A 15,205-nucleotide genomic window follows, 5' to 3' on the forward strand; every position below is an offset into this window, starting at 1 on the left:
TTATGATCTGCCAGTTATTGCCGCCTCTCCACTGTATCATAAGCTTAGACTGATAAAGCCCCGGTCAGGATAATCAAAATTTACATACGCACATCGGAGTGCGCCAGGAGCGTCCTTCGACTTGGTTCAGGATTCGACTCCGCTCATCCTTTTACTCCACCATCCTTCGACTTCGCTCAGGATCCCCCTGGCACAACCATGTTATCTGATCAAATTCACTGCTCCCCGTTTATCTATAGTTGTTCCATCTGTTAATACCATTCTGCATACGTACATGTATACACCGGATGGTTGCTGTTTGCCTCTGTACGTTCCATCCCATCCCCTGCTCTGATCTCTTGTTTCGAACAGCTTTTCGCCCCATTGGTTAAATACCACCATTTGCATTTGCCTTATCTTATAACTATACACTTTCAGCACATCATTCAATCCGTCGCCGTTTGGTGTAAAGCTGTTCGGTATGAATATGCCATCGGGCAATACCTGTTGCGATACCGGCACCGATAAGCTGTTGGCACAACCACCGAGGGCTTTTACAATAATGGTTACTGTTTGCAATGGTGGTATATTGGCAACGGTATGGGTAAGTCCTGTTGAGCCAGATGATGGTGTGCTCCAGGTGCTGCCTCCATCCATTGAAACTTCATAACCGGTAGCGCCGGGCACTGCATTCCATTTGAACTTCACCGAACTGGCGGTTACCGAATCAACAGCTACTACCGGCTTTTGTGTTGCTGTTAGTATGCTAACACTCATCTTAGTCATTTCTGAACTACAACCGGCGGCAGATGTTTCCTGCACATAGTAATCGGCATTGGCAGTTACATTTTGTATCAGTAAGGTTGGTCCTGTACCGAGCGACGTACCGCCTGTGGCTGATGCATACCAGTTGTAGGTAGAACCGGCAACCGGGTTTTCGACAGCCAGCGTGGTATCGTGACCGATACAAACCGATATATTATTCACTTTCACAATCGGCTGTGGGTTCACCACAATTTGTTTTGACGTATCGCCTATACAACCGTCGGCCGTTATTGATTGCAGCTTCTCGGTGTAGGTGCCCGGTGTATTGTAGGTATAGCTTATATGCTGTCCGGTTGGTTTTGTACCGTCGTGTAAATTCCAGTTCCACTGATTTACGGCTATGCCGTTTTGTGCGGTAGCTTCACCGGTCAATTGTGCTATGTCTTTTACGCAACCTGAGAAGTTCACGGTAAAGTCGGCTTTCGGCGCCGGCACTACCTGTATATATATCAGGTCGCGGCCGGTATGATCGCAGCTTTCAATATCAGGATGATCGTATACGATCTCAACGGTGTAAACTCCAGGTGCGGCAAACGTATAATCCTGATTTACCGGGAACACATAATTCTTAACTCCATTTATCATGATGCTGTCTGATGGCACCGGATTCACAACGGTTACATCAGTACCCGGCGACAGACCCGGAACACTGCTGAACTTCCACGTTAATGAAGTAGGCACGAACGGCAGGTAGCCGGTAAATCTGAATGGTGTTCCCTGACAGGTGTATTCGGCACTGGTTCCATTATTCAGGGTATTCTTAATAGTACCTAATCCCTGTAGTGTTTTCACCATGGTACCTACATTGTACCCATAACTTTCTGCAAGTCCCAATCCAAACACAAGACCCAGGTAAGCGCTATCGCTTTCAACAGAGCTTTGTCCTGCACCCGCCAGCCATTTTTTAATGGCTACTGTATAACCGGGTTGTGCATGCGGATAACTGTATTTATCGGCAGCCGGTATCTGGTTCCAGGGCACTCCGTCGATCTTCAGCGAATTCATACCGCTGTCGGGCAGAATAAGTGTTAAGTAGTTTATGTTGATAGCCGATAAATTGTTCCGGTAAAATCCTGAGAAACCGTCGATGGCCTGTTCTGCCGGACTCAAAATATAACTGTCAGGATCACCATATGTACCGGTACCGGGGCAGTTACCGGATGAAGACATATACTCAACCATCATTACGGGTTTGTTGGCAGTAATAACATTGGCGGTATTGCTTTCGAACTGGTAGTACCTGTTATTAATGATATTTTTCAATGTGTCGCCGTTCAATAGCACCGCCGTTGAAGAATCTTTCACCATTACCCGGTAAATGTTGGTCATTCTGTTTGTGATATTTTCCAGCGGCGTGGTTGGCGCTGTTAAATATTTCTTACCCCATGCCGAGTATGGCCAGGTTTGTTGCAGGAACAAATCGCCCGAAGAACCCAACGAAGCGCCGCAACCCAAACCTGTACGCGAACTTCCTGAGTACACACCTATGGGGTAACATTTACCGCTTGCATTGGGAACCGATTTGATAATGGAACCCGTTAAATCATAGCCTGTATATGTTGATATCATGCCACCCAGCACCTGGTACACGTCACCGGCATTTAAGGTTACCCTAAAGGGAACATTGGCCGGCCTGCCACTCAGTGTGGGAACAGAAGGCGTGATTTCAACCACAGTGTTATCCTTATCGGCCACAACCATTATAGTAGAGAAACAATCAGTTGATCCATAATATTGTTTGTTGTTCATGGAGTAATATTCATAACCCCATACCCCAACCGGGAACAGCATCGTTGAGCCGGAGTTGGTGCTTGCGAATATGTGCGCATAAGCAGTAATAGGCACGTCGCTGGTGATACTAATTCCCCTGCTATACAACCCTTCATTCAGCAATCGTGCATCTTCGGTACCTGCTTTAGGCATATATTCCGAAGCCTGTGTGGTAAACGGCGGTATAACATAATTACGCACCCAATTGGTTCCTGCTATTTTTACCTGCACATTGGCCGGCTGATCGGTGGTGCTCATGTACAATACCATTTGCTGCGCATTACCATAGGTGAAATCCCAGCTTTTCTGATATCCTACCCAGAATCTCTTACCACGATTCGAGCTGTCTTTTTCGGGTAGTACCGGCGGCGCATACGGATTCACCAGGCCGGTAAAGCGATCGATATAGTTCACGCTGTTTTGTGTGATCTTTTTCTTATTTACATCTACACGGCTGCTAAAGCCTACTATCCATGCATTGGAGACCGTAGTTTTTCCAAGGCCCAGCATAGACTGGTCGGGAACTGAGCCCTGCCATGGATCGAGGTAAAACAGTTCCATATTGTAATCGTAATTGCCTCCGCCCGGAATGTCAACTTTCGTGTAGAAGAACATAGAGTCGGGTCGCGGTTGCAGCCCTGTGGGCACTACGCCCGAGAAACGTCTTGCTTCAACCGATGGCGGCGGCGTGGGTCCCCACATGATCTTCATTACCGTGTCGGTTCCATACATAAAGGTTTGTGTGGCATTGGCGGAAGGTGCAGCCGGTATTGCCGTTAATACGGTTGGCAATGCAGTTGGATAGAACTCATACGCTCCGAGGTCGGGCACACCCTGTGTAAGGGTAACAGGTCGCGGATTGTTGTTTATGTCGTGATCGTTTGTCGTAATCTGTATACCACGGCCGTGCATAGCCCACACATCGGGATTAGCCAGATCAGGATGCAAATCGGCATCGCTCACAAAAGCCGGCGTATATACTATTGAATACTTATCCCAGTAAGCAGCGGCCCTCCAGTCGGCCAGCGTAGCGTACGAACCCGCCGGATTAGCCCTTTGCACCAGGGTGCTTCCTGTTGTGTACAGCATATTATAATCACTGGTATAAGCCGAAGAAGAATTATTTACATACATCGCTTTACCACCGCCCTTATGTGAGAATATGTTATTGCGCAGCTGTATGCCTGAAGCCGTAGTATTTTGCAGGTACAGGGCATAATTATTCGTTGCAGAAGTGGCCGTGCTGTTGATGGTGTTGTTGAAATAATCAGCATTGCTGAAGTTGTTATGATACAAACCATACGAACCGGCGCCGGTTGTATTGATCGCCACTACGTTGTTCTGTACCAGTATACCCGGTGAATTGGAAAGGTATAAACCGTACATCGAGCCGGTGTTGCCGGTCACTGCTGTTATAACATTGGCAGCCAGCGTACCCCGTTCATCCATCGCAGTATCGCAATTAATAATCGACATACCATACACCACAGTGCCTGTATTGCTCAGGGTTATATTATTACCGGTAATGTGGTACGATGAGTCGCAGTCTATGGCGTATACTCCATACGCGGTAGAGTTAACAGGTCCGTTTACGGTAATCGTATTCTTATTCAGCTCAAGGCGTTTGATGAAGGAAGTATATATTCCAAACTGCCAGGCGCCGCTGATGGTATTGCTGTCGATCACATGATCGGGCGTAAGGTTTACACCGGTGGCGGTTCCGGCTATATAAATACCGCTTGAACCGTTGGTAATGGTATTACCCCTGATAACATGATTGCTGCCTTTTAACTGGTTGGCATAAATACCCACTACATTGGTAGATGCCGTGGTTACTGCAGGAGCCGAAATAATACAGTTCACAATGCTGTCGTACGATGCGGTATTGGCCAGTTCAATCACTCTTCCATTCGCTGAATTGGTACCTGTAAAAGTCAGGTTCTTAAAGATGAAATATTTTGTACTATCTAATTTCAGTGTATAATTAGCGGTGGCTGTACCATCGTAGGTCAGGTTCACAGCGCCTGCGTTTCCGTTGGCGCTTTGGAAGGTGACCGTATTTACCGTTGATGTATTGGGGATATACGGTATCCTGATCTGTTCGTTATAAGTTCCCGGCGCCACATCGAATCTCACCCATCCGGTAATACCACACAACAGTGCATCAACGGCACTCCGGAACGACACGAAATTGGTTGCAGAGGGGCCCTGTGCCGGGTCGATGGTATATACTCCGCTTATCAATACGTTATTCAATGTTACCTGTACCGGTGCTGTATACACGGTATTTCCATTACAGATTACCGCAGCCCTGAACCAGGTTTTCAAAGTAACCTTAGTATTATATTTCGGGAAGTACTGGGTGTCGCTGATATTCGTCCAGTTCGTCGACGACGCATTGTCGGCCGACTGCCAAACGAATTTGATGGCGCCCAATGGTGAATTGCCTGTTATGTTTAACTCAACAGGTGTTTCAAGACACACGCCCGATGATGGGGTTACCGAAGCAACACCTGCTACAGGCGGGTTGGCACATGGCTGCGGAGCAAACTCATAAGCGCCTATATCGGGTGTTGTGGCCGAACGGGCCGTATTCATAATATCGGTAGCAATATTCACCGGTATGCCTTTATTGTCTATCGCAATCAGTTGCGGCATACCGTTACCGGCATTCACGTCGACAAACAATGGGTTCAAACTGTACGAAGCGCCATCTTTGGCCGTAGCCGCCGTCCAGTCGGCCAGTGTGCTGCGGTTTGCCGAATAATATCCAACATAAGCATTGGTGGCGTTAACGTATATATCGTTGTGGTCCGACAACAGTTCACTGGTTGTTGAGTTCAGGTAAATGCCGTGCTTGTTACCGGTGCCACCCCTTGTTATGCTGATAATATTGTTGATGAATTTTAAACCGGTTGCCGAAGACGTGTGATAAAAAGCAACACTTACACCGGTAGCCGTACTGGCTGTATTGTCGATTGAAATGGTATTATGGTAATACCAGATATTACCCGAACCGGTATTGTACAAGGCATACACAGGTCCGTTTCCATCGAGGTTATAGAACAGGTTATTGCTTATGGTGTCTTCAATAGCGGCAGTTACCGAACTGTGGTAAATGCCGTAGAAAGATGATGTAGAACCCGGAACACCGGTAAAGAATCCGGCAAACCTGTTTTTGCTTATATGTAAGTTATTACTTGGTGCTGTGGTCAAATAAATACCATACACATTGGTGGCCGTGTTGGTACGAACAGGACGAGTAAATGTATTGCCCGCGATGACCGTACCTACAGTTCCTGTTACATATAATCCGTAGTTATAAAAATCATTTATGGTGTTATTGGTAATGCTGTTATTATTCAGAAAAGCAGCAACAGTTGTGTTACCTACCAGCGTAATACCGTAGTAACCGCCGTTAATGGTATTACTATTGAACAGGTTGCCATCGCACAAGGTATTACCGGTTGAAACCGCACTTGCATCTGAAGCATTGATCACTATACCGGCAAAGCTGGTGGTGGTGGCGGTTAAAGAGGTGTTGATGGTACATTTACGGAAGGTGTTCGAATCGGCATTATTGATCAGCTGCACACCATATCCATAAGTACCGGTGCCTGTTGCAATGACGAGGCTATCGAAAATAATATGATCGGCCCCGTTTAATTTTATTACCGCCCTTTGTGCGCTGGTATTACCATTGAATGTAAGGGTATTACCATGCCCATTAAACGTAATGGTGTTGATGGCCGAAGTACCTGCAATGCTGTCGAGAATCAGTTGTTCGGTATAAGGTCCTGTACCCGGCTCTACATCAAATACAACGGCCCCTCCTATTCCGCAACCCATAGCTGCTTTGGCATCGGCAAATGATACAAAGTTACCGCCCGGCTTTCCGGGTATATAACTGCCGGAAATGGTTTTATTAATGGTATATGTACCCGAAGGTAATGCAGGGCTCACCGCCAGTCGTACCGTATCGGAGTATACAACATTGGTACCGCACGAAACAGCAACCCTGAAGTAACTGGTGGTATCGGCCATAACAGTAGTATCAGGTGTTAACATGGGCATTCCCAGATTAGTGAACGGACCAGCCAACGTTTTTGCCGTTTGCCACTGGAAGGTTTGTCCCGATCCGAATGCACCGATATTCAAATGCAGGTAAACAGGATTATACTGACAAATAGAATCCGGTGTAATTTTCACTGTGCCGGTTACTGGCGGAACAGCGCATGGCAACGGCGTAAACTCATAGGCGCCTATATCGGGTGCTGTTGCACTGCGTGTCTGATCTTTAATATCATCTGTAATACCTAAACCTACTCCTTTGTTATCGATGCCAGCGTTGCCCGGCGTATAGTCGCCATGGTCAGGGTCAACAAAAGCGGGAGTCATCGATAATGAGTTTGCATCCAAACCGGTTGCAGTTCTCCAGTTGGCCAGCTGCGCACGGGCAGCTGTATAATAACCTATCGAATTGGTACCCGCTGCGGCATTGATATAATAGTTGTTGTTATCGGCGCCTGCAGGCAGGTTTGAACCGAGGTAAATACAATACTTGGTTCCTGCACCACCCCTGGTTATTGAAATATTATTATTGTAGAAGAACAGGCCACCTGCCGTGGTCGATTGCGAAAAACCTCTTGTTGCCGCGGTAGATGTTGAACCGATGCTGTCGAGCGAAATGGTATTATGGAAGTACCATGCATAGCTCGAGCCCGTGTTGGTAATACCATACTGAACGCCATTACCATTTATTTTATAAATAAGGTTATTGCTAACCACATTTTCATTATAGATGCCGCCGGTTGAACCGCTCGAACTGTTAAAGTTAATGCCATAGAAGGCAGCGGTGCTCGAAAGCGCTGCACCGAACGGATTGGTGATGCGGTTCTTCGAAATAGTACATCCCGCATTTTTTTCTGTTGTGAAATAAATACCATAGAAGTCGGTCACGCTGGTACGCGTAGGCCGGCTGATGAAATTCTTTTCGATGGTTGTTGCATAACTGCCGCTTACATAAATACCATACTGGTAAAAGTCATTGATGGTATTATTGAGAATCTTATTGTTACCGTTGGCGCCATTGTCGAAAGTGGCTACCAGCGTAATTCCATAATAACCGCCATTGATAGTATTGCCCGAGAAAATATTATAATCACTTAAAACAATACCGGTTGTTACAGCCCCGGCATCGGCCCCATTGACTACAATACCGGCAAAGTTTGTTGTTGAAGAAGTTGCTGACAAATTGATGGTACAGTTTTTCACCTCGTTCGAATCGGTATTGTTCATTAACTGTACACCGTAGCCGTAAGTTCCTGTATTGGCTTTAATAACCAAACTGTCGAATATGATATTTCTTGTGCCTTTCAGCTTAATAACCGCCCTTTCGTTGGCATTGGTTGATGCAAAACCTATGGTAGCAACCCCGTTTCCTTTGAAAGTAACTGTATTCAGCGCTGAAGCGCCAGGTATAGCCGACATAATCAGCTGCTCGTTGTATAAACCGGTACCGGTTTGTACATTGAACAATACCGCACTGTCGATACCACATTTAATGAACTGATAGGCATCGTTGAATGTAGCGAAGTTTTTGCCGCCTGTTGGCAATGTATTATCAATTGTAAATACACCATGAACAGGCACCGGTGAAATAACCTTTACCCCTGCTGAATTAGCCGACGTACCGGTTATTGTACATTTGGTCACCAGCCTGTAAAAGTGTGTACCCACCTGGGTTGAAGTATATGAAAGACCGGTAGCGCCGGTTATATCTGTCCAGGTAACGCTGTCGACCGATTGTTGCCACTGATAGGTAATGCCGTTACCGGTGCTCACACCTGTTACACTTAGTGTAAATGGTTCAACGCAAACGGTGCTTACCGATGAAACCGCAGTACCGTTGTTGGGTGTACCGGAACAATCGGGCCAGTCGGCCACCAGAATATCATCAATGCCAATATCAGAGTTTCCAAAGTCGGCTGTTGCCTGAAAGCGAATTACGGTGGTAGCCGAACCCGAATTGAAGAAAATGGTTTTCGGGCTCCAGGTTGATCTTATACCTACGCTATCGAGCCTGGTATAAGTAACACCGCCATCGCGCGACACATAAACCGACAGGCTATCGTTGCCGCTTTGATTGATGGCGCTAAAAGTTAACCGTTTATTGGGTGAGCCGATACCTGCATTCACATACAGATCGAATTTACCCTGGGCCCCTGAACTTGCATCATAGCTGTGGAAGCGGGCAGAATATGAACCCGCAGAAGCAGTGGGCGTATAGTTGCCAAAGGCAGAAGTCCAGTTGGCCGCAACGCCATCATCATTTCTGCGCCACGATTCATCACCGGTTACCGGATCATTGTTCCAGAAACTATTGGGAATATCACGGGTATCGCAACCATTAACCCAGGTATTTTCAAAGCTTTCGGCATAAGGCAAGGGCGCATACACCGGCGCTTTCATCGAAACCAGCACCGGCGTTGAATTGGCCGACTGGGCGCTGTTGGTGCAGGTAGTCACTATCCTGTACCATTTGTTTACCGTTTGCGTGGTGGTCAGCGATTCGCCTGTAGCACCGGTAACATTATTATATGTTATATTGTCGGTTGAAGATTGCCACTGGTAAGTGAGGCCGTTTTGCAAAGGCAGGCCGTTCACACTTAATGTAAAGGATGTACCGGGGCAAACATTGTTTCCGGTTGAAACGGTTGTACCACCGGCAGGAATACCCGAACAGTCTTCGAGGTTGTAAACTGCGAGGTTATCGATGCCAATATCTGTACTACCCAAATCAGAAGTTGAACGGAACCGGATCACGGTGGTGGCAGACGTTGATGTAAAATTGATCACCTTTCTGTCCCACGAACTGTTCACCGTAAAACCATTGAGCCTTGTAAAGGTGGCGCCTCCGTCGGTCGACAGCCATACCGCCATGCTGTCATTGCCCGATGTATTGATAAAATCAAATCGTAGCCGTTTTAAAGCAATAGCAGTATTACAATTAACATAGAAATCGAGGATGCCCGTTGATCCGCCGGTTGCATTATAGCTATGGAACCGGGCAGAATAGTTACCGTTTGAAGCAGCAGGCGTGTAAGCACCACTGGCAGGGTTGTTCCATACAGCTGCTGCGCCATCATCATTTCTGCGCCACGAATTATTACCGGTACCGGGGTTGCTTCGCCAGTAATTATTGGGAATATCACGGGTATCGCATCCGTTTATCCAGGTATCTTCAAAACTTTCGGTAAACGGAAGGGTAGCGTATACCACTGAAGTAGTAATTACCTGCAGTGAAGCCGAGTATACCGTTGTACCGCAGGTTACGCTAACGCGGTACCAGGTGGTGCCTGTTTGCGAAGTACTGAATATAGCGCTTACTGCTCCTGGTATGTTCGTCCAGTTTACATTATCGGTCGATGATTGCCATTGGTATGTTTGACCCGATCCGGCTGTACCGCCCGTAAGCGATAAGGTAAACGTTCTTCCGGCGCAAATGGGATTGGCTGAACTCACTACTGTTCCCGGCACGGGAGGTGTGGTACAAACCGGTGAAGCAAATTCAATGGCGCCGATATCGGGCGTTGTGCTGCTTCGGGTTGCGCCGTTTAAATCGGTTGTTATACCAACCGGAACGGCCAGATTATCGAGGAACACATTCGCAGGCGTGTAATTGCCGTTTGCCGCATTTACAAATTGCGGGTCGAGCGAAACACTGCTCAGGTCGTAGCTGGTAGCGCCCTGCCAGCCGGCCAGTGTTGGCCAGCCGGTTCCGTTAAAGTAACCGATATAGGTAGTACCGGAAGCGCTGTTTATATACAGATCATTGTTGACCGATGAAGTAACACCGGACGATGGATAGTTTAAACAATATTTTGTTCCCGATCCTCCGCGGGTTATATAAATAAGGTTGTTTTTTATATTTACATCGGCACCGTATGCATAACAGCCATATACCGGTCCGGCAGTTGCCGTTGCATCATCGAGCACAATTGAATTGTGGTAAAAGTTCCAGTTGCTGTACCCGCCCGACCAAATGCCGTAAATAGTACCGCCGCCGTTATTAATATTATAGATGAGGTTGTTTTGAATTTTATTGGGCTGTGCGGCAGAAGTACCTGAACTGCCTGATGAAATACAATACACATACGAAGTATTGCCGGTAGCCGCATCAAACAGGTTGTGAATCCGGTTTTTATCAACCAGAACATCTGCACCACCCACATATATACCGTTGGTTGATGTAAACGTTGATCGCGACGGTCGCGAAATATCGTTACCACGTACTATTAATCCATTGACCGCATACGAATAAATGAATGTATAGTAAACATCGCGAATGATGTTGTTTTCAATGATGTTATTGGCATTGTTTGTATTTGTTCCTGATGTATTGCCATATATATCTATTCCATAATACCCCCCGTTGATGGTATTGCCCGAAATGAGATTTCCACTGCCATTATTACCCGAAGTGTTGGTTAAAGTAGCTGATCCGTTTATTAAAATACCGGCGTAGTTGCTGGCAGTAGATGTAGTGCTTGTATTGATGGTACATTTTCGAATGATGTTGCTGTCGGCTTTGTTCGTCAATAATATACCCCATCCGTAGGTACCCGACGACACATCAATATTTAAACTATCGATAATAATATGCGATGCTCCGTTTAATATAATGGCCGTTCGATTGGCCGCATCGGAAGTATTATAGCTTAGCGTTGTACCATTACAGTTAAAAGTAACCGTATTAACAGTTGAGGTGCCAGGTATAGCAGGAATGGTAACCTGTTCGGCATAAGGCCCTGCCGATACGGTAAATACAACCGGCCCGTTTATACCGCACCTTATATAGTTCACGGCATCGTTGAACGATTTGAAATTATTGGCGCTGGCCGGCATTGAGCTGTTGATTGTAAAAGGACCCGAAACAAGCGGCGGAGAAGCAACCTGTACCGCAGTAGCGGTATCCATTAACCCTCCGTTTGTACAGGTAAGTATGGCCCTGTACCACGAAGTAGCACTTTGACTGGTTACAAGGGTTGAGGTAGTTGCCCCTGTAATATCGGTCCATGTTGTATTGTTTGGTGAAGACTGCCATTTATAGGTAAGTCCCGAAGCAATCGTTTGACCCGCTAAGCTGAGCGTAAAATTCTGACCGAAGCATACATTGGCCGATGAACTGATTGTAGTACCTGCTTCCGGTTTTCCGGCACATCCGGTAGCAGGTGTCCATGAAAATGCGATGTCGGGCCGGGTAGTTTGTGTACCGGTGGAGAAACCTGCAGTACTGTTACAAAGACTACCGAGGTCGTCGGAAACAAATGTGTGAGATCCGTTAAATGATAAATTGGTCGTCCAGGTAATTTCGGCATTATGGGTATAAAATAAGCCGGTTGCATTAGCGGGATCGCCGTTACATATTTCAATAAGGATATTATCGGTGCCATTCCAGAAAAAGGGCGTCTGGAATGTAAATACATTTGAGCCTGTTACAGGCTGGTAGTCTAACGGATCGGTTTCTACCGTTGAACCCGAAAACACATCCCAGCCGGTAGTTGATAAAGTAGCAGCGGTGGTGCCGCCTATTTTCATCACCAGCTTTTCGGAAATACCGGCTCCGTTCAGATTTACCACATTAAACTTAATAGACTGTATGGATCCCGGCGCCATACCTGCTGCGGTTAATTCAGACGCCTGATACAAAAACTGCGCACGGCTACCTTCATACCAGTCCTGTATCGGACATGGATAAGTTCCACTGCCATTTCCGGAGGTGCCTGTTCCAATAGTAATGTCAATCTGAGCATTTACCTGAAAGGCCGTAACAAGTATCAGCAATAAGGTGCCGATCTTTTTAATAAACGAGTATGGGTAGCCGTTTCTCATGTAAGCAGTATTTTGCATTTTATAAGATCGTTTTCTTTATATCGAACAGTCAAAACAAAGCATGGCCGGGTACCGTTTTGCACAAAACGGTGCCTGGTGCTGAGTGTGTCATGCGATGCACTCAGTCGGCGCCCTATGGGCAGCCGCTCATTATATTTTGATTGTTAAAAGGGGTTCGTTTTGTTTCCGGTTGCCTGTTCCCGGTTTCCGGTTGTCTGATTTCTTGTTCCCTTGTGCCTTGTATCCTGAGCCTTTTACTCTGTGCCTTTTTCCTTTGTTTTCTTAGGGACGGATCAAAAAGATCCGTAACGAAGGTTTTAAATAGGACATACAATATTGTTTGTTAATCATGTTTCCATGTGATCCATGCTTTGGCATCTGTTGCACTCACCATATCATAGGTAGTTTCGCTTGTTTGCACAAACCAGTACCCATCGGTAATAAACAACTGCGTTCGTGTTTGGAGAGCCGGTCCCGATGTGGGCCAATCGCCACCTATCAGATTGCCCAGCAAAATGAACCGCACCCGCCCGTCTGACAGAAACTGCGATTGCTGCCCGGTGCCATATATCCAGTCAGCCGAATTCGACGTTGGATTATAGTAATAAGGCATAAATGCATCGAACGCGCTTCCGGTCTGCGGCTTAATACCGGGCCAGTAAAGCAATGCAGAAAATACCGAAGTATCTGTATGCAGGGTATTCACCTTAAATGCATCATCTACGCCATTAACATGAAAACCGTTTTCAGAATAATAATACAACTGCGTATTGTTACCCCACTGCCACCAGCGCCGGCCGGCAGCAATATCAGGATTGATAGGCCTGATGGCCCCGGCGATAGAAGCATCGGTATTATTTACTTTTACTTTTAATGTTGAAGTGGTTTGGTCCCAGCCGGTAATTGTAAACCCGGTTATTATCTGGCTGCCATTGGTTATGGCTGCACCAAACCGAACACCGTCAGGTGTTATATAATAGGGTGTAACAACCGATACGGGTGTTGCCCCATCCTTCCACGATACAGTAACGGCCTTGTATACCTTATTGAGCTGTACTTCATACTCGACGCCGTTATAAGTAAGCCGTTTAAAATAATTCAGTATTTTATCCAGATCTTTCAATCCTTTTGCCGTGTTATATATATCCCTGTTTTCCCAGGCGGCGCGGTCCTGCTGTGATGCTTTTCGTAAAATGGCCGAGCTGCCATTGAAACGGCCTGTTAACAAAACACTGTCTGAACTTAATGCGTCAATTGAAAATTCAAAGTCAGAAATCAGCCCGGCTCCGTAATAGCCGCCGTTTACACTGGCATCGGGATCTGCAGGCAGATGAATATAGGAATAGGTGTCAAAAATTAACGACGGTTGCTGCAATGCCTTTAACCGGAAGCTGCTTTCTTTGGCAGTGCTGGCGGTAGTAGTATCAAAATCACTATACATTACTACCCTGTTATTATCGCCAAACCGGAAATAAAAACTGAACGTAAGCCCCAGTTTGGTAACGAGGGTGCCCGTCCAGCCATTTGGTGAGCCGGTTAATACCGACTGGTACTTACTGAGCGTATCGTTTATACGCTCGTCGGCCGGTTTATCGAATGCCGGTGATTTATCTTTCCGGCACGAAGAAAAGACGGTTAATATCAATAGAAAATATATTGTGATCTTTTTCATAAACTTGAATAATGAATCATGTCGTTTGGTTAAAGAATTATTATTTCTCGCAAAGGCGCAGGGGCGCAAAGGTGATCGCTTCGCGATCTGTAAGGGCGCTAAGAAAAAGCCTTGCGGCTTTGCGCCTTTGCGCGACACATTCCACTCGCTATTTAATCAGCTCATCAACCGCCGTACGCACGCGTGTTTGCAAACTATAAAAATCAATCGCCCACACATCTTTGAAGTAGCCAACTACCATGGCTTCTTTTTTTCGCAATTTGGTTACAGCGTCGGCCTGTGTGGTGCCGTTGATGCTGGTACCGGGCGGAACAGCCGCAACGATTCTGTCGAAGCCGGCCTTTCCTTCGGTAAGCATCATCGCTATCATTTCTACAAAATCTTCATCGGCGGCCGACATGGCATAGGCTGTAACAAAACCATCGCGGCGGGCTGCATTGTCCGAAACGTTGTTCCAGTTAGCTGTATACAAACCCGGCGTGATGCGTTTAAAATCTTCGGCATACATTACATTCTGATGCAGTATATGACCAAACTCATGCTCAATGGTATGAAACATTTGTTTGATGGTAGCTGAGTCAGAAGGTTTGTAGTCGGGCATTGATTTCGTACGGAAATCATTCAGCACATACAAAACAATTTTACGTCCGCCTTCGGCTGTACCGAGTGTAATGGTGCCATCTGTATTCCAGCTGGCACTGCCGCACAGCACAAAAAACTTAGGGCAGTAGGTTTTTATAAAGTCGGCCCCAGCCTCGGCTATATAGGTATCGATCCAAACTTTTTTTACTGCCTCCATTACAGGAACGATCTTTTCTTCATTAGGTGGCACCAGGTTTTTATTCAGTTCCAGTTCAAACTGGTCCCACTTATACTTAACCGATATATTAAAGGGTTTGGTTAAATTATCGTACACCCAGGTATCTATGGGGCCTTTCACCCAGCTATCGCCGCCAAGGCCCGGAATATCATCAACATTACCGACGTCCTTGTTTTTTTTACAGGCAGCCAACATTATCACAAGTAATAAGCAGAGATATAATTTTATGTTGTTCATACTAATGA

At 46.3% G+C, this 15,205-nt stretch carries 3 protein-coding genes; all 3 read right to left on the reverse strand.

The genetic code is table 11. The annotated features are described in order from the left end of the window. Positions 1-201: 201 nt before the first annotated feature. The 3 genes from AC59IL_RS30860 to AC59IL_RS30870 all read right to left on the reverse strand — a co-directional run bounded on the left by AC59IL_RS30860 (position 202) and on the right by AC59IL_RS30870 (position 15,197). Entirely contained in the window at positions 202-12,468 is a 12,267-nt protein-coding gene (locus AC59IL_RS30860) for a DUF8696 domain-containing protein (protein WP_496556104.1), read from the reverse strand. Between the two features lie 343 nt (positions 12,469-12,811). After that, complete coding sequence (locus AC59IL_RS30865; RefSeq protein ID WP_496556105.1) at positions 12,812-14,140, reverse strand: DUF4302 domain-containing protein; 1,329 nt, start codon at positions 14,138-14,140, stop codon at positions 12,812-12,814. 148 nt (positions 14,141-14,288) lie between these two features. Continuing rightward, the gene (locus AC59IL_RS30870) at positions 14,289-15,197 is read right to left on the reverse strand and encodes a zinc-binding metallopeptidase (protein ID WP_496556106.1); all 909 of its coding nucleotides are present in this window, start codon (positions 15,195-15,197) and stop codon (positions 14,289-14,291) included. Positions 15,198-15,205: the final 8 nt, after the last annotated feature.

The organism is Niastella sp. sgz303648, assembly GCF_059587045.1.

Excerpts from the sequence above, each read along its gene's own strand:
- AC59IL_RS30860 (WP_496556104.1), bottom strand. The coding sequence starts at position 12,468 with ATGAGAAACGGCTACCCATACTCGTTTATTAAAAAGATCGGCACCTTA.
- AC59IL_RS30865 (WP_496556105.1), bottom strand. The coding sequence starts at position 14,140 with ATGAAAAAGATCACAATATATTTTCTATTGATATTAACCGTCTTTTCT.
- AC59IL_RS30870 (WP_496556106.1), bottom strand. The coding sequence starts at position 15,197 with ATGAACAACATAAAATTATATCTCTGCTTATTACTTGTGATAATGTTG.